This is a genomic window from Pseudokineococcus sp. 5B2Z-1, assembly GCF_037482305.1.
In the GTDB taxonomy this organism is placed as follows: Bacteria; Actinomycetota; Actinomycetes; order Actinomycetales; family Quadrisphaeraceae; genus Pseudokineococcus.
The window spans coordinates 186,382-201,686 of record NZ_JBBHZG010000002.1; the positions used below are offsets into that span (position 1 = coordinate 186,382).

Consider the following 15,305-nt stretch of genomic DNA (forward strand, 5'->3'; position numbering starts at 1 on the left):
TCCGTCCGGGGGCCGGGTGCGCGCGGGTCAGCCCGTGAAGAGCCCGACGACGCCGTCGAAGGAGCGCACCGCCAGGAAGATCGTCAGCAGCCAGGCGAGCCCGCCGACGACGAGCAGCCCCCGCGGGTAGCGGTAGCCCTGCAGCAGGTCGGGGCGGCGCCACGCCACCCACAGCATCACGCCGATGGCGAGCGGCAGCAGGAGGCCGTTGAAGGCGCCGGCGAAGACGAGCAGGGTCGCGGGCGCGGCGCCGACGACGACGAAGGCCGTCGTCGTGACGACGATGAAGGCGACGACGAGCAGGGTGCGGGCTCGCTCCGAGGTCCGCGTGCGCGAGGTGATGAAGCTCACCGACGTGTACGAGGCACCGATCACCGAGGTGATGGCGGCGGCCCAGAAGACGACGCCGAAGACGCGCAGCCCCACCTCGCCCGCGGCCTGCTCGAAGGCGGACGCCGGCGGGTTGTCGGCCGCGAGCGTGGCGCCGCCCGCGACGACGCCGAGCACGGCGAGGAAGAGCACGACCCGCATGACGCCGGTGATGACGATGCCCGTCACCGAGCTCCGGGTGATGTCGCCGACCCGCTCCGGGCCGGACACCCCGGAGTCCAGGAGGCGGTGCGCGCCGGCGAAGGTGATGTACCCGCCGATGGTGCCGCCGATGAGCGTGGTGATGGCGAGGAAGCGCACCTCCTCGGGCAGGACGACGTTGCGCAGGGCCTCGCCCACCGGCGGGGAGGACGTCACCGCGATGCCGACCGTCAGCACGATCATCACGAGCCCGAGCACGACGACGATGCGGTCCATCGCCACGCCCGCGCGCTTCGACAGGAAGATGGCGATGGCGATGACGGCGGAGATCGCCCCGCCGACCCGCGGGTCGAGGCCGAGCATCGCGTCCGTGCCGAGCCCGGCGCCGCTGACGTTGCCCACGTTGAAGACAAGGCCGCCGACGAGCACGAACCCGGCCATGACCCAGCCCAGGCCCGGCAGGGTGAGGTTGCCCAGCTCCTGCGCCCGGCGCCCCGAGACGCCGATGACGCGCCAGACGTTCAGCTGCAGCGCGATGTCGACGACGATCGACACGACGATCGCGAAGGCGAACGCCGCGCCGAGCTGCGCGGTGAAGGTCGTCGTCTGGGTGATGAAGCCCGGGCCGATGGACGACGTCGCCATGAGGAACATGGCGCCGAGCAGCGTCGAGCGGGTGCTCGCCCGCATCGACGACGACGGGCGCCCGCCCTCGGGGGCCGTCGCCGGGCCGCCGGGGGCGGGGCGCTCGGTCACGAGCCGCTGCCGGCGACGGCCGTGCCGGCGGCCTCGACGAGGGCCACCGTCTGGTCGACGACGGCCTGTCGGTCGGCCTCGAAGGCGGGGCTCGTCAGCACGCCCGGGTCGTCCGGGTAGACCAGCGAGGAGATGTGCAGGTGCCCGCCCGGCAGCTCGTCCAGGCCGGCCCCGAGCCGCAGCCGGTTCGTGCGGTACATGCTCTCGTTGGACAGGTAGTTGCCGCCGGGCGCGCTCGCCGCGCGCGAGCCGGGCGAGGGGTCGGCGGCGGACCGCAGCGAGCCCGGGTCGGGGAAGGTGCCCGCCGGCCACTCGGTGATGCCGTCGTGGAGCACCACCGGCCACGGGCCCGTGCCGGCGTCGACCATCGCCTGGTACGGCAGGGTCGTCTCGATCCACTGCGGCGACGGCTGCGGCTGCGGCCACAGGGCGGCGGCCGAGATGGGCCCGTACTGGATGGCGCGGTTGTTGTCGGGGAAGCCGCCGCGGAAGCCGCCGGCCCACTGCTCCACGTCCATCCGGCCGCGCCCGGTCTGGCTGATGGTCATGATCATGTCGGCGCGCTGGTCCGGCGGCGGGCCCGCCGGGTCCTCGGGGCCGCCGTCCGGCGTCCCGCCGACGAGCCAGGGGCCGAAGGCGTCCTCGACGATGCCCTGGTCGAAGTCGCTCCAGTTCACCGGCAGCACGACGGCCTGGACGACGACGGGGCCGTCCTCGGTCTCGACGGTCCGCCCGTCGAGCTGCAGCGCCGAGGCGCCGGACGGGTTGGAGTTCCGCAGGCTCGCGTCGAGGCTGTAGGTGTCGAAGCCGCTGACGAGGACGCGGGTCACGTCGTCGCCCTCGGGGAAGGACACGGAGTCGATGCCGCGCGAGGAGTAGGACAGCCCGCGGATCAGCGCCTGCCGCTGCAGGCTGCTCAGCTCGAAGGGGGGCTGCCACTCGCGCAGAGCCCGCGCCATCGTGGTGCGCGCCCAGTAGAGGGGCCGGTCGTCGTAGCGGTCGATGGTGCCGATCTGCGTGCGCCCCTGGGCGCGGTCGACGGCCGTCCGCCACAGGTCGGCGCCGTACTGGTCGACGATCCCGGTCGCGATGTCGAGGCGGCGCGTGAGGCACAGCCGCCGCTGGAACCGGTCGACGAGGCGGTCGAAGCCCGCGGCCTCGATGAAGCGCCGCGAGGCCGCCTCGGTGTCCTCGCCGGGCAGCGGCAGCCCGAGGCGCTGCTCCTCGACGGTCAGGGGGCCGCCCTCGGCGTAGCAGTCCGCGCCGCGCGGGCGTTCGGGCGCGGCGGTGCCGGGAGGTGGCGCGGCCGCGACGGTCGAGGCCGCGACGACGGCGGCCGCCACGGTCGCGACGCCGGCGACGAGCGAGCCGCTGCGGCGAGCGGTCCAGGGGGCGGTCCAGCGGGGGAAGGGCATGGGGAGCGGCCTCTCGTCCTGAGCGCCGGCAGCGTGTCCGTCGGCTCGACGCCGTGACGCTAGGCCCGGGCGAAAGGGACCACAAGCACCACTGCGGCGATACCGGACAGGGCTGGTCGGGCCGACGGGGACGGCGCTCGGACTCCCCGGTGGGGGAGGTGCTGGCGAGTCCTCGGCCGTCGACCGACCCCGTGCCCGGTCAGCCCCGCATCCGGTCGGCGGCCCGCTCGCCGCGCGGCGGCACGGGCACCGAGCGGGTCGCCGCCGCGAGGCCGTGATCGGGCATCTGCACGTACACGGACTCTGCGCGGCCGGGTCCCACGAGGTAGGTCTCGTGGAAGATGCCGACCGCCGCGCCGCCGCGCCGCGCCCGCTGGTTGAAGGCGCGCCAGGCGGGCAGGTGCTCGGCGTCGGAGGCGGACGCGTACTGCTGCAGCAGCTCCCACGAGCGCCAGTACTGCAGGACCATGAGGGTGCGCCCGGACCAGTACGTCCGTGCGTGCAGGAGCCCGCGCTCGGGCTGCTGCGCCAGCTCGCGCAGCATCCGCGGCATGGCGCCGAAGACCGGCAGCCAGGCGCGCACGTCGCGCAGCCGGTTGAAGCGCATGCCGATGACGAAGACGACGACGTCCTGCCCGCCCAGGTCGGCGGTGCGTCGTCCTGCGTGGATCTGCGTGCTGGCCATGGCGATCTCCTCGAGCGGCCGGGGGCCCGGCGCCAGTGTGGACGGCGTCAACATAGGGCAGGATGTGGACGGCGTCCACACCTGCGGGCGCGCCGACGGAGGGAGCAGGTCCTGGAGCGCGCGACGTACCACCACGGCGACCTGCGCAACGCGCTCGTCGGCGCCGCGACGACGGCCGTCCGCGCGGGCGGGCCGGACGGGCTGGCCCTGCGGGAGGTGGCGCGCGAGGTCGGTGTCAGCCCCAACGCCGCCTACCGGCACTTCGCCGGTCGCGCCGACCTGCTCGCGACGGTCGCCGAGCACGCCCGCGGGGCCATGGGCGCCGCGATGGCCGAGCGGCTCGCGGCGGTGCCGCCGGACGACGAAGCGCTGGCCCTCGCCCGGGCCCGGCTCGCCGCCGTGGGCCGGGGGTACGTCGAGTGGGCGGTCGCGGAGCCGGGGCTGTTCGGCGTCGCCTTCGGCGCCCCGCCCGAGGCGGCCAAGGTCGACGGGCCGCCCGGCTGCGTCGGGGGCCCCGACCCGTGGTCGATGCTCCAGGAGCGGCTCGCCGAGCTGGACGCCGCCCGCGGACTCGGGCCCCGCGGGCGCGACGGTGCGGACACGACGGCGTGGGCGGGGGTGCACGGGCTGGCCGTCCTGCTCATCGGACCGCTCGCCGGTCTCGGCCCGGCCGAGCGGGAGGTCGCGCTCGCCCGCGTGCTCGCGACCGTGGGCGCGGGGCTGGCGGCCTAGACCACCGGCGTGATGACGAGCTCGTCCACCCGCACGTGCGCCGGGGCGTCGAGCACGTGCTGGATGGTCGCGGCGACGTCGTCCGGCGTGAGCATCCGCGCCCGCGCCGCGGCGTCGGGGACCTCGGGGCGCAGGTCGAGGAAGTCGGTGGCGACGTCGCCGGGGCACAGGTGGCACGCGCGGACGCCGTGGCGCGCCTCCTCGGCGTTGAGGGTGCGCACGAGCGCGCCGAGCGCCGTCTTGCTCGCCGAGTAGGCCACGCCCGCGCCGTCGCGGTGCGCCCAGCCGGCCACCGACGAGACCACGACGACGACGCCGGCGCTGCGGCGCAGGTCGGGCAGCGCGGCGTCGAGGACGGTGGCGACGGCGCCGAGGTTCGTCGCGACGACGTCGTGGAAGGTGGCGACGTCCTGGTCGGCCCAGCGGCGGCGCGGCGTGTTGGCGCCCGCGGCGAGGACGAGCCCGTCGAGGCGGCCGTGCCGCTCGAGCACCTCGGCTCGCGCGGCGGCCACGGCGCCGACGTCGCGGACGTCGACGGGGAGCGCCGACGCGGCGGGGCCGATCGCGGCGGCGGTCTCCTCGAGGACATCGGGCCGGCGACCGCTGACGACGACGCGCCAGCCCGCCGCGGCCGCCGAGCGCGCTGCCGCGGCGCCCATGCCCGAGCCGCCTCCGGTCACCCACAGCACCCGTCGGTCGTCCACGCGTCCTCCTCCTCGGCGGCGGCCGTGCGGACGCCGTCCCTGCGGGCCATGCTCGCGCGGGTGGCCAGTGACGCGGGGCAGCGGATCACCGTGCACGACGTCGCCGACGCCGGGCTCGGCGACTGGCGCCTGCTCGCGAACGGGCTGCACGCCCGGTTCCGGACGGGCGGCATGCCGGCGGGTCTGGCGCTCGTCGCGGCCGTCGTCGCGGCGGCCGAGGAGCTCGACCACCACCCTGACGTCGACCTGCGGATGACCCACGTCGACGTGCGGTCGGTGAGCCATGACGTCGGCCGCGTCACCCGCCGCGACCTCCGGCTGGCCCGGCGCATCAGCGACATCGCCGCGGACGAGGGCTTCGCCGCCGAACCGCACGCGCTCGCGCAGGTGGAGGTCGCCCTCGACACCGCGGATCTCGCCGCGGTCGGCCCGGTGTGGGCCGCGCTGCTCACGGGCGACGCCGGCGCGCTGGATGGGAACGACGTGGTCGACCGGAGCGGGCGCACCCCGCTGCTGTGGTTCCAGGGCACCGACGCGCACGAGGTCCCGCGCCAGCGCTTCCACCTCGACGTGTGGGTGCCGCACGACGTCGCCCAGGCGCGCGTCGACGCGGCGGTCGCGGCGGGCGCGCGGGTCGTCGACGAGTCCGCGGCGCCGTCGTTCGTCGTGCTCGAGGACCCGGAGGGCAACCGCGCCTGCGTGTGCACGGCGCTCGACCGCTGAGCACCTGCCGCCGGGGAGGACGAAGGGGCGACGCCAGAGCGTCGTCGCAGGTCAGGGGTCCGGCTGCTTCCGAGGTCGCCGGTTCGTCCTCCCCGTCGGCAGCTGTCGGCCCGCTGCGGCGCACCGCTCGGCCAGTTCGGCGAAGGCGCGGGCCAGCTCGGGCGGCCGCTCGACCTCGACGTCGGCGCCGAGGCGCAGCAGCGACGCGGCGAGGCCCGTCCACGACCAGGCGCCCGCGGTGACGCGGCAGCGGTCGTCGTCGAGCGCCTCGACCGCGCCGTCGGCCAGGTACGGGGCGACCTCGGTCGCGGGGGCGTGCACGACGACGCGGCCCTCGCACGGCCACGCGCCGGACCCGCCGGGGTCGCGCGAGCCGCGGAAGAGCGCGGCGACGAAGGCGGCGGGGTCGCCGCCGGGGACCTCGCGCGGGGTGAAGCGCGGCCCGGTCGGGGTGCGCGGCGTCATGCGGTCGAGGCGGTGGGTGCGCCAGTCGCCGCTCCCCGCGCCGTCCCGGGCCGGCGCGGCGGGGTCCCAGCCCAGGAGGTACCAGCGCCCGCCGCGGGACACGACGGCGTGCGGCTCGACCTGGCGGGGCGGGCGGTCGTCGTCCTCGGAGGCCGTGGGGGAGGCGTAGTCGAAGCGGAGCACCTCGCGGGCGCGGACGGCGGCCGTGACGGCGAGCAGCACGCCGGCGTCGACCGGCGCGGCGCTCGTCGGCAGCGGGGCGACCTCGACGGCGTCCACGCGTGCCCGCAGCCGCGCGGGCAGCACCTGTCGCACGGTCGCGAGGGCCCGCTCCGCGGCGTCGCCCGCGCCGACGCCGCTCGCGGAGGCCAGCTGCAGGGCCACCGCGAGGGCCACCGCCTGCTCGTCGTCGAAGAGCAGCGGCGGCAGGTCCGCGCCGGCGCCGAGTCGGTACCCGCCGTCCGGGCCGGTGGTGGACCGCACCGGGTAGCCGAGATCGCGCAGCCGGTCGACGTCGCGGCGGACGGTGCGCGGGCTCACCTCGAGGCGCTCGGCGAGCTGGCTGCCGGGCCAGTCGCGGCGCGCCTGCAGCAGGGACAGCAGCGTGAGGAGCCGTCCGGGGGTGCCGCTCATGACGGCGAGGATGGCCGACGTCGAGGCCAGGAGCTGACCGCAACGCTCGGCAGGGTGCTCCTCGTCACCGGGGCGGACGGCTCCGGTCGAGACGGAGGAGAGACCCATGAGCGTCACCACCACGACCCACCTCAACTTCCGCGGCCAGGCGCGCGAGGCCCTCGAGCACTACGCCGCCGTCTTCGGCGGCGAGCCCGTCGTCGTGACCTACGCCGACCTGCCGCGCCAGCGGGACGAGGACGAGGGCGCGGTGCCCGAGCAGGTGAAGTGGGGGCAGGTCGTCACGCCCGCCGGCTTCGCCGTCATGGCCTACGACGTCCAGCCCGCGCGGCCGTTCGACGCGGGGGTCGACCGGCTCTTCGTCTCCGTGCGGGGGGACGACGCCGAGGAGATCACCCGCTACTTCCACGGGCTGGCCGAGGACGGGCACGTGCGCGACGAGCTGGCCCCGGCCGACTTCTCGCCGCTCTACGGCATGGTCACCGACCGCTTCGGCGTCACCTGGGTGCTCGACGTCGTCGCCCCCTGGGCGGGGTGACGCCCGGGCGGACCAGCGGACGAAGCCCTCCCACCCCTACCTCCGGGCCTACCCCCGGGGGGTAGCCGTACCGTGGAGGTCCACCACCCCGGAGGTCTCCCGTGAGCGATCGAGCGACGAGCCGTCCGCGGCCCGTCGGTCGTGCGGACGGCGCACCGGGCGCCGCCCTGCTGCGGCTGCTGCTCGTGCTCATCGCCGTCCTCGGCGTCGTGGGCATGCACGGGCTCACCTCCGGGCACGGCCACCAGGGGGCGGCGTCCGTCGACCGCGGCGCCCACGTCGCGGTGGCCGGGACGATCGCGGGCCACGACGGCCACGCCGTCGCAGCGGTGGTCGGCGCCGACGCCGCGGGTGACGACGTCCGCCCGTCGGAGCCGAGCCCGGCGAGCGGAGCGGCGGACGTGCTGCTGCACCTGTGCCTCGCCGTCGTCACCGCGGGCGCCGCGCTGGCCGCGGTCGTCGTCCGCCGCGGTCGGTGTCGCGGGCACCCTGCTGGTCGGGCGAGGTGGGTCGCGCCGCGCGTCCCCGTCGTCCCGCACCTCACCGCGCCCTCCTGGGCGCATCCCTCCCGCGCCCAGCTCTGCCTCTGGCGGGTGTGACAGGTCGTCACCGGTGGCACCGCCGTCGGTGACGACCTCGCTCGCCGCACCCCGCCCGGGGCCGCGGCTCCGCACCCGTACCGGAGGACCGCAGCTGTGACGACCCAGAGCAGCACCAGCACGCGCACCACCTGCACCCGCTCCACCGCCCGCCGCGCCGCGGGCGCCCTCGCGCTCGCCGCCGGCCTCGTGCTCGCCGGCTGCGGCGACGACGTCGAGGCGGGCGGCCCCGCGCCGGTGGCCTCGACGGCGCCCAGCGCCTCGGCGGGCTCCTCGGCCACGGCGTCCGCGGCGGACGTCGCCTTCCTCACCGGGATGGTGCCGCACCACCGCCAGGCGACGGAGATGGCCCAGCTCGTCGACGGGCGGACCGAGAACGCCGAGGTCATCGCCCTGGCCGAGCAGATCAAGGGGGAGCAGCAGCCCGAGATCGACGAGATGAGCGCCCTGCTCCAGTCCTACGGCGAGCCGGTGCCGGAAGCGATGTCGGGTGAGGGCATGTCCATGGACGGCATGGACCACGAGGGCATGGACCACGAGGGCACGGACCACGGCGGCGCGTCCGGCATGGAAGGGATGATGAGCCCCGAGGACATGGCCTCCCTCGAAGCCGCGTCCGGCGCCGAGTTCGACCGGATGTGGCTGTCGATGATGGTCGAGCACCACGAGGGCGCCGTGGCCATGTCGGAGACCGCCCTCGCCGACGCGCAGGACCCGCAGGTCCGGGAGCTCGCCCAGCGGATCATCACCGCGCAGGAGGCCGAGATCTCGACCATGGAGGGCCTGCTGGCCCAGGGCTGATGAGACGGTGCTGATCCGACAGGGCTGAGACGGCTCGTCCGACGGCGTCGCCCCGCGGGGGTGGCGTCGTCGGCCGGTCGTGTCAGCCCGGGGCGACGTCGGGCTGCGCCGGCCCGTCGAGGCGCCGCTCCAGGCACACCGACGTCGCGGAGTCGACGTACGGCCCGAACCGGGGGATGGGCCGGAAGCCGTGGCGGGCGTAGAAGCGCAGCGCAGCGACCTGCGCGTCGCCGGTCTCGAGGCGCAGGGCCGTGGCGCCGCGCTCGCGCGCGTGGGCGACGAGCGCCTCGAGCAGCGCGTCGGCGACACCGGAGTCGCGGTGCGCGGGGACGACGTAGAAGCGCTTCAGCTCGCCGTCGCCCGCGTCGTCGAGCTCGACGCCCGCGATGCCGGCGAGGTCGCCGTCGACCCGGGCACCGAGGAGGTGCACGGCGGACGTCGCGAGCTGCTCGGGCGTGTACCCGAAGGTCTCGTCCTCGGTGTAGCCGCCGGTGGCGAGCTCGGTGGTGAGGGCGTCGACGAGCGCGAGCACGGCGGGGTCCCGGACGTCGACGGGCGCGACGTCGACCCTGCTCACGGTGCGGACTCCCCGCGGGTGAGGTCGACGAGCGCCCTCAGGCAGTGCTCGCGCAGCGGCGCGGGGAAGCCGGCGACGAGCCGGTAGAAGACGACGCGGCCGACCTTCCGGTTCGTCACGAGGCCGGCGCCGCGCAGCACGCGCAGCGCGTACCCGACGGCGTCCTCGCTCGCGTCGAGGGCCAGCGCCAGGTCGCCGACGCAGAGCTCCTCGACGGCGTCGAGCGCGTGCAGCACCCGGGCGCGCGTGGGGTCGGCGAGCACGGTGAGCACCTCCGCCATGGCGACGGCGTCCTCGCGCGAGGGCACTCGCGTCTTGGCACGCGCGACGCGGTCGGCGTCGACAGGGTGGGCGTGGTCGGCCACATCTCCTCCGGTGCTCTGTGCGGTGGGCGCTCACTGATACCCGTGCGATCGTCCGGGTGTAGCGTCCGGCCGGCGCTGGTGATGGTCCCAGGAGGTGGCGCGTGCGGGCTGAGCAGGTGACGACCGGGCGTGCGGGCGCCCTGACGCTGCCCATCACCGTCGTGTTCCCGGGTCTCGGCGCCCTCACGACGGGCCGCTCTGCCGCCGAGCTCCGCCGCCGGGGAGGACGAAACTCACGTCGCTGTGCGTCGTCGCAGGTCAGCGGCTCGGCCACCGGTGAGCGGGGTGCTTCGTCCTCCCCGTCGGCGGGTGACCGCCCCGCCGTCGGCCTCGAGGGAGGGGCGCGGCGTGGCTGACGCGGCGACGTCGGGGTGGGCGGGGCTGCTCGCCGTCCTCGTGCTCGGCGCCGTCGGCGTCACGGGCGCCTTCGCCGTGCACCGGCTCACCGCCGTCGCGCCGCGCGGGCTGACGGCGTGGCCGTGGCTGTCGGGCTGGCACCCGCCGGAGCACGCGCTCTCGCGGTACCACGCGCGCTGGTACCCGGTGACGGTCGTCTTCCTCGCCTTCGACGTCGAGATGCTCTTCATGTACCCGTGGGTGCTCGTCGTCGCAGACGTCGGGATCTCGGCCGTCGTGGAGATGTTCGTCTTCCTCGGCGTGCTGCTGCTCGGCGTGCTGTGGGCGCGGCGCGAGGGGGCCTTCTCGTGGCAGTGAGAGACGTCCTCGCCCGGTGGGCCGTGCGCGGGACGGCCGTGCTGCTCGTCGAGGTGCCCGGGGGCTGGGCGGCGCGGGTCGCCGTCGAGCGGGCGATGGCGGAGCGCGGGTGGCGCGCGGCGTCGTCGCCCGCGGACGCCGACGCGCTCGTCGTCTGCGGGACGCCGGGCGAGGGCTGGGGCGAGGTGCTCGAGCGGACGTGGGCGCAGCTGCCGGGGCCGCGGGCGCGGGCGTCGGTGGCCGCGCCGTCCGAGGTGGCGGGGGTGCTCGACGGGCTGGCGGCGTCGCTGCTCGACGACGACGCCCAGCGCGCCGACGCGGCCTCGCGCGACCTCGTCGCCGACGGCGTCGAGCCGGGTGACGACATGCACCCCGCGGGCCTTGACCTCGCTGGCGGGGAGGACGACCTCCGCGACGGCCTGGAGATGGACGTCCTCCGCGTGCCCCTCGGCCCGGTGCTGCCGGACTGGCCCGCCGGGCTCGTGCTGCGGACGGTGCTGTCGGGTGACGTCGTCGTCCGCGCGCGGGTGGAGGTGTTGCCGGGTGCCCCTGCGCACCGAGACATGGCGGACGACGTCGCCCGTCGTCTCCACGCCGCCGCGCAGGTGCTGCGGCTCGCCGGCGCCGACGACCTCGCCGCCCGCGCCGTCCGCCTCCGCGACGCCGCCCTCCCTGCCGGACTTCGTAGCCTTTCGCCGCGCTCCGCCCCCTCTCCCAGCGGACTTCGTAGCCTTTTGACGTCCTCAGGGGCTCCGGGGACGGAAGAAGCGCACGAAGTCCGAGGTGGAGCGGCGCGTCTGCGGGGGCGGATGGAGCGCTCGCGGGTGCTGGCCTGGGCGCTGCGGGAGGCGGACGTCGCGACGTCGAGTCCGACGTCCGGTGCCGAGTCCGACGCCGCGCAGGCCTCAGCGCCAGGAGACCGGCGCGACCTCGGACTCGACGCGCAGCGTCGGACTCGCGACGACGTCCGGACGCTCCTGCTCGGCCTCCTCGACCCCGACGCGCCCGACGACGACCCCCGACGGCGCACCCGCGCGGCGCTCGAGGCACTGCCCGAGCGGCTGGTCGGCGTCGACGTCGTGAGCGCCCGGCTGCTCGTCGCGGCGCTCGACCTGCGGACCGACGCCCTCGACGCCGACGACCTCGCCGCCCTCGCCCCCCGCGACGACGAGGACGACGACAGCGACGACGACGGCAGCGATGAGGACAAGGGCACCGACGAGCACGCGCACCACGGGCACGCCCATGGGTGACGTCGTGCAGGTCGCCGCGCCGTGGGTGCTCCTCGCCGCGGTGCTGCTCGGGGCGGCGGCGCTCGGCGTCACCGCGCTCGACGGCGCGCTCGCCGCACGGGCCGCCGGCCGCCCGGCGTCGATGGGTGCGCAGCACCCCCTCGTCGAGACCGCGCGCCTCCTGCGCCAGCGCCGCCGGACCACGGTCGCGGCCGACACGCTGCTGCGGCACGTCGCGGTGGGCGGGTTCGCCGTCGCGCCGCTGCTCATGGTCGCCGTCGTGCCGCTGGGCGAGTGGGTGCTCGCGGACGCGAGCGTCGGCGTCGTCTGGTTCAACGCCGTCGACGTGCTCGTGTGGGTGCTCGTCTGGCTCGCCGGGTGGGGGCCCAACGCGGCGTGGTCGCTGACCGGCGGGTACCGCTTCCTCGCTCAGGCGACGGCGTACGAGCTGCCGCTGATGTTCGCCCTCACCGCGCCGGCCGTCGCCGCGGGGAGCCTGCGGGTCGGCGACGTGGCCGGCGGCCAACACGACCTGCCCTACGTCGTCTGGATGCCCGTCGCCTTCCTCGTCTACTGCGTCGGCGTCCTCGCCTTCTCGGTGCGCGGGCCGCTCTCCCCGGCGGGCGGGCCGGCCATCAGCGGTGGCGTGCTCGCCGAGCTGTCCGGCGTCGACCGGCTCCTCGTGCTCGCCGGGCGCGCGGGCCTGCTCGTCGCCGGGGCGGCGTTCGCCGTCCCGCTCTTCCTCGGCGGCGGGTCCGGGCCGCTCCTGCCCGGGTGGCTGTGGGTGCTCGTGAAGACGGCGCTGCTCACCGCGGCGCTCGTCGTCGTCCGGCGCCGCCTGCCCGACGTGCGCCCCGAGCGCTTCCTCACCCTCGGCTGGACGGTGCTGCTGCCCGCGGCGCTGCTGCAGCTGCTCGTCGTCAGTGTCGTGGTGGTGGTGCGGTCGTGAGCCTGCTGCGGTCCGTCCTCGAGACGCCGCTGCCCGACCTCGGCGTGCTGCGCGGCGTGGCGGTGACGGCGCTCGGCGTCGTCGCCGTCGTCACCGGAGCCCTGGTCTTCCGGGTGGACTCGATGGCGCGCGCGACGTACCTGCTCGCTGCGTCCTTCGTCGCCGTCGGCGCGGCCGTGGTGGCGCTGCACCTGGACTACATCGGGGTGGTCGTCGTCCTCATGATGCTCATGGAGATGGCGGTCATGGGCGTCTTCATGGTCATGCTCATGGGGATGAACCCGGCGCTCATGCCGATGTCGATGGTCCACAGCAACCGGCGGGCGCTGGTCGCGGCGGGGGCGTCCTTCGCCGTCCTGACCGTGGGGATCCTGCTCGTCGACTGGCCGCAGCGGTCGTCGGCGCCCCCCAGGACCCCGGGGGAGACGACGTACTCCCTCGGCGACGCCCTCATGGGCGACCACATGCTCGTCATGATGGTCGTGAGCCCGGTGATGCTCGCGACGATCGTCGCCGGCGTCGTCCTCGCCCAGGCGCAGGGCCGCTACGAGCGGCTCGGCGACGACCTCAAGGGGGCCCGCCGGTGACCCTCGAGGTGGTCCTCATCCTCGCCGCGGCCCTGTTCTCCGTGGGGCTGTACGGCGCGCTGTCCCAGCAGGTCGTCGTCATGGTGATGATGGGCCTGGAGCTCATGCTCAACGGCGTCGTCCTCGCCGCGGCGGGCTTCTGGTGGTTCACCGCGCCCGAGCCGAGCCTGCAGGTGCTGCTCGTCGTCGTGCTCGCGGCGATGACGGTCGAGATGGCCATGGGTTTCGCCGTCGCGCTGCTGCTGCACCGCACGTCGGGCGCGGACATGACCGACATGGCCGCGGAGCTGAAGCAGTGACGCCGCAGCTAGCCCTCGTGCTGCTGGTCCTCGGGCCCGCGGTCGTCGGCGTCGTGCTGGCGCTCGCCGGGACGACGACCGGCCCTCGCGGCCGCGCCGTCGCCGACCGCGCGGCCTTCCCCGTCGCCGTCGCCACCGGGGCGGCCGCGCTCGGGCTGGCGGCGCTCGTGGCCGCCGGGCGCCCGAGCGCGCAGGCGCCCTTCCTCGCCGGCGCGCCGCTGGGCCTGGGCGTCGACGGCTTGTCGGCCGTCGTCGTCCCCGCCGTCGCGGCGGTCGTGCTGCTCGTGCTCGTCTTCGCCTGGGCCGACGTCCGGGACGGCCGGGCGCGCTTCGCCGGCCTGATGCTCCTCTTCACCGCGGCCGTGTCCCTGACGGCGACGGCGACGACGCTGCCCGCCCTGCTGCTCGCGTGGGAGGTCATGGGCGCGGCGTCGTACGCCCTCGTCGGCTTCTGGTGGCGCGAGGACCGGCGCGTCTCCGCGGGCACGACGGCGTTCGTCACCACCCGCGCGGGCGACCTCGGGCTTTACGTCGCGCTCGCGGGCGCCGTCGGCGGCGGCCTCCTCGGCGGCGGCTCATCGACCGGCATGGGCCTGGCGCTCGCCGACCTCGCCGCCCTCCCGCCCGGCTGGCGCGACGTCGTCGCCGCCGGGGTCCTCGTCGCCGCGCTCGGCAAGGCCGCGCAGCTGCCGTTCTCGTGGTGGCTCTCGCGCGCGATGGAGGGCCCGAGCCCGGTGAGCGCGCTGCTGCACTCCGCGGCGATGGTCGCGATGGGCGGGTACCTGCTGCTGCGCGTCGAGCCGCTGCTCGCCGCGACCGGGTGGGCGGCGACGGCGGCCGCCTGGGTCGGCGCGGTGACGGCGGTGGCGCTCGGCGTCGTCGCGCTCGCGCAGCGCGACCTCAAGCAGCTGCTCGCCGCGTCGACGTCCGCGCAGCTCGGCTTCGTCGTCCTCGCCGCCGGGGTCGGGGCGGTGACGGGCGGGACGGCGCAGCTCGTCGCGCACGCGGCGGTCAAAGCCCTGCTCTTCCTCGTCGCCGGCGCGTGGCTGACGGCGCTCGGCACCAAGCAGCTCGCCGGGCTGCGCGGCGCCGCGGGCATCTGGCCGGTGGTCGGCGGCGCCGCCGCGATGGGCGCGCTCGCGCTGGCGGGCGTTCCGCCGTTCGCGCTGTGGACGACGAAGGACGCCGTCCTGGCCGTCGCCCTCGAGACCTCGCCGGCGCTCTACGCCGTCGGGCTGCTCGGGGCGGCGCTGTCGGCGGCGTACGCGGGCAAGGTCCTCGTCGTGGTCTTCCGCCGGGCGCGGGGCGGCGAGGAGGTCGAGGACGTCGTCGAGCACTGGGACGGCGAGGAGGAGGGCACCCGCGAGGTGCCGCGGCTCGCGCAGGCGCCGCTCGTCGTCCTCGCGCTCGCGGCGCTGGGGCTGGCGGTGCTCGGCCTGCCCCCCGAGGTGCGGCTCCTGGCGGGAGTGCTCGGGCAGGACCCGGCCGCGGCGGGCGCCGGGGGGCTCGAGCTCGTCGTCTCGGGGGTGGTCGCGGTCGCGGCGCTCGCGGCCGTCGTCCTCCTCGTCCGCGCCGAGCGGCTGCCCGAGCCGGCGTGGGTACGCGCGTGGCTGGGGCTGGGGGCGGCGACGAACGCCGTCGTCCGCTGGGTGCTCGCCCTCGCCGAGCAGGCCGCCCGCGCGGACGACGCCCTCGGCCGCGGCGCCGTCGGCCTGGCGCGCGGGGTCGTCGGGACCGCCGGTGCGGCGGGCTCCGCCGACGACCGCCTCGGTGACGGCGTCCGCGCCACCGCCCGCAGCACCACGAGCGTCGCGGCCGTCGTCACGCGGGCTGACGACGGCGTCGACCGCGCCGTCCACGGCGTCGCCGCCGGCACCAAGCGCCTCGGCGGCTTCGCGCGCCGCGCGCAGACGGGGCAGCTGCACGACTACTACGCCCAGCTCGTCGTGGTGCTCGGCGCCGCGGCGGTCGGTCTCGTCCTCTACGTCTCCCTGAGGTGA

Annotated in this window: 18 protein-coding genes; 11 read left to right on the top strand and 7 right to left on the bottom strand. The window is 76.4% G+C overall.

Annotation, left to right across the window (positions count from 1 at the left end):
• Nucleotides 1–27: 27 nt before the first annotated feature.
• From WDV85_RS05045 to WDV85_RS05055, 3 genes are all read right to left on the bottom strand, one after another.
• A complete protein-coding gene (locus WDV85_RS05045; protein WP_445263227.1) occupies nucleotides 28–1,221 on the bottom strand; it encodes an NRAMP family divalent metal transporter in 1,194 nt (397 codons plus the stop codon).
• Nucleotides 1,222–1,283: 62 nt separating this feature from the next.
• Entirely contained in the window at nucleotides 1,284–2,702 is a 1,419-nt protein-coding gene (locus WDV85_RS05050) for a hypothetical protein (RefSeq protein ID WP_339569591.1), read from the bottom strand.
• A 199-nt stretch (nucleotides 2,703–2,901) separates the two neighbouring features.
• Complete coding sequence (locus tag WDV85_RS05055; protein ID WP_339569592.1) at nucleotides 2,902–3,387, bottom strand: DUF4188 domain-containing protein; 486 nt, start codon at nucleotides 3,385–3,387, stop codon at nucleotides 2,902–2,904.
• Between WDV85_RS05055 and WDV85_RS05060 the strand changes: the two genes are divergently transcribed.
• Nucleotides 3,367–4,119: a TetR/AcrR family transcriptional regulator gene (locus WDV85_RS05060; RefSeq protein ID WP_339569593.1), complete on the top strand. Its 753-nt coding sequence runs from the start codon at nucleotides 3,367–3,369 to the stop codon at nucleotides 4,117–4,119. The two genes, WDV85_RS05055 and WDV85_RS05060, sit on opposite strands and share 21 nt — an antisense overlap.
• Here the strand turns inward: WDV85_RS05060 and WDV85_RS05065 are convergent.
• Nucleotides 4,116–4,823 (bottom strand): SDR family oxidoreductase, encoded by a 708-nt coding sequence (locus WDV85_RS05065; protein ID WP_339569594.1) that lies wholly within the window; start codon nucleotides 4,821–4,823, stop codon nucleotides 4,116–4,118. The genes WDV85_RS05060 and WDV85_RS05065 overlap by 4 nt on opposite strands.
• 60 nt (nucleotides 4,824–4,883) lie before the next feature.
• Here WDV85_RS05065 and WDV85_RS05070 point away from each other — a divergent pair, with 60 nt between their 5' ends.
• On the top strand, nucleotides 4,884–5,546 hold the full coding sequence (locus tag WDV85_RS05070) for a VOC family protein (RefSeq protein WP_339569595.1): 663 nt from the start codon (nucleotides 4,884–4,886) through the stop codon (nucleotides 5,544–5,546).
• Nucleotides 5,547–5,597: 51 nt separating this feature from the next.
• Here the strand turns inward: WDV85_RS05070 and WDV85_RS05075 are convergent, their stop codons facing one another.
• Nucleotides 5,598–6,644: a helix-turn-helix transcriptional regulator gene (locus WDV85_RS05075; protein ID WP_339569596.1), complete on the bottom strand. Its 1,047-nt coding sequence runs from the start codon at nucleotides 6,642–6,644 to the stop codon at nucleotides 5,598–5,600.
• A 106-nt stretch (nucleotides 6,645–6,750) separates the two neighbouring features.
• On the opposite strand from WDV85_RS05075, the gene WDV85_RS05080 reads away from it, so the two are divergent.
• The 3 genes from WDV85_RS05080 (at nucleotide 6,751) to WDV85_RS05090 (ending at nucleotide 8,582) form a co-directional block, all read left to right on the top strand.
• A complete protein-coding gene (locus WDV85_RS05080) occupies nucleotides 6,751–7,182 on the top strand; it encodes a VOC family protein (protein WP_339569597.1) in 432 nt (143 codons plus the stop codon).
• 101 nt (nucleotides 7,183–7,283) lie between these two features.
• Nucleotides 7,284–7,781: a hypothetical protein gene (locus WDV85_RS05085; RefSeq protein WP_339569598.1), complete on the top strand. Its 498-nt coding sequence runs from the start codon at nucleotides 7,284–7,286 to the stop codon at nucleotides 7,779–7,781.
• A 96-nt stretch (nucleotides 7,782–7,877) separates the two neighbouring features.
• Nucleotides 7,878–8,582 (top strand): DUF305 domain-containing protein, encoded by a 705-nt coding sequence (locus WDV85_RS05090; RefSeq protein WP_339569599.1) that lies wholly within the window; start codon nucleotides 7,878–7,880, stop codon nucleotides 8,580–8,582.
• Between the two features lie 82 nt (nucleotides 8,583–8,664).
• On the opposite strand, the gene WDV85_RS05095 is transcribed toward WDV85_RS05090, so the two are convergent.
• Both WDV85_RS05095 and WDV85_RS05100 read right to left on the bottom strand, forming a co-directional pair.
• Nucleotides 8,665–9,159, bottom strand: a complete 495-nt coding sequence (locus tag WDV85_RS05095; RefSeq protein ID WP_339569600.1) for a GNAT family N-acetyltransferase — start codon at nucleotides 9,157–9,159, stop codon at nucleotides 8,665–8,667.
• Nucleotides 9,156–9,467, bottom strand: coding sequence for an ArsR/SmtB family transcription factor (locus tag WDV85_RS05100; protein ID WP_339569601.1), 312 nt, complete (start codon nucleotides 9,465–9,467; stop codon nucleotides 9,156–9,158). Before WDV85_RS05100 ends, WDV85_RS05095 begins: the two co-directional genes overlap by 4 nt.
• A 405-nt stretch (nucleotides 9,468–9,872) precedes the next feature.
• Between WDV85_RS05100 and WDV85_RS05105 the strand changes: the two genes are divergently transcribed.
• The 6 genes from WDV85_RS05105 to WDV85_RS05130 are packed head-to-tail and all read left to right on the top strand — an operon-like array spanning nucleotide 9,873 to nucleotide 15,305.
• On the top strand, nucleotides 9,873–10,238 hold the full coding sequence (locus WDV85_RS05105; protein WP_339569602.1) for an NADH-quinone oxidoreductase subunit A: 366 nt from the start codon (nucleotides 9,873–9,875) through the stop codon (nucleotides 10,236–10,238).
• A complete protein-coding gene (locus tag WDV85_RS05110) occupies nucleotides 10,229–11,491 on the top strand; it encodes a hypothetical protein (RefSeq protein ID WP_339569603.1) in 1,263 nt (420 codons plus the stop codon). The genes WDV85_RS05105 and WDV85_RS05110 overlap by 10 nt, the downstream gene beginning before the upstream one ends.
• A complete protein-coding gene (locus WDV85_RS05115; protein ID WP_339569604.1) occupies nucleotides 11,484–12,419 on the top strand; it encodes an NADH-quinone oxidoreductase subunit H in 936 nt (311 codons plus the stop codon). The genes WDV85_RS05110 and WDV85_RS05115 overlap by 8 nt, the downstream gene beginning before the upstream one ends.
• Nucleotides 12,416–13,006, top strand: coding sequence for an NADH-quinone oxidoreductase subunit J (locus WDV85_RS05120; protein WP_339569605.1), 591 nt, complete (start codon nucleotides 12,416–12,418; stop codon nucleotides 13,004–13,006). Before WDV85_RS05115 ends, WDV85_RS05120 begins: the two co-directional genes overlap by 4 nt.
• Nucleotides 13,003–13,305: an NADH-quinone oxidoreductase subunit NuoK gene (locus WDV85_RS05125; RefSeq protein ID WP_339569606.1), complete on the top strand. Its 303-nt coding sequence runs from the start codon at nucleotides 13,003–13,005 to the stop codon at nucleotides 13,303–13,305. Before WDV85_RS05120 ends, WDV85_RS05125 begins: the two co-directional genes overlap by 4 nt.
• Nucleotides 13,302–15,305 carry a proton-conducting transporter transmembrane domain-containing protein gene (locus WDV85_RS05130; RefSeq protein WP_339569607.1) on the top strand — a complete coding sequence of 668 codons (2,004 nt, stop codon included), beginning with the start codon at nucleotides 13,302–13,304 and terminating at the stop codon, nucleotides 15,303–15,305. The genes WDV85_RS05125 and WDV85_RS05130 overlap by 4 nt, the downstream gene beginning before the upstream one ends.

What these genes read in the sequence shown, in the direction of transcription:
- WDV85_RS05045 (WP_445263227.1), bottom strand. Translation starts at nt 1,221, where the DNA reads ATGCGGGCGAGCACCCGCTCGACGCTGCTCGGCGCCATGTTCCTCATG.
- WDV85_RS05050 (WP_339569591.1), bottom strand. Translation starts at nt 2,702, where the DNA reads ATGCCCTTCCCCCGCTGGACCGCCCCCTGGACCGCTCGCCGCAGCGGC.
- WDV85_RS05055 (WP_339569592.1), bottom strand. Translation starts at nt 3,387, where the DNA reads ATGGCCAGCACGCAGATCCACGCAGGACGACGCACCGCCGACCTGGGC.
- WDV85_RS05075 (WP_339569596.1), bottom strand. Translation starts at nt 6,644, where the DNA reads ATGAGCGGCACCCCCGGACGGCTCCTCACGCTGCTGTCCCTGCTGCAG.
- WDV85_RS05080 (WP_339569597.1), top strand. Translation starts at nt 6,751, where the DNA reads ATGAGCGTCACCACCACGACCCACCTCAACTTCCGCGGCCAGGCGCGC.
- WDV85_RS05115 (WP_339569604.1), top strand. Translation starts at nt 11,484, where the DNA reads ATGGGTGACGTCGTGCAGGTCGCCGCGCCGTGGGTGCTCCTCGCCGCG.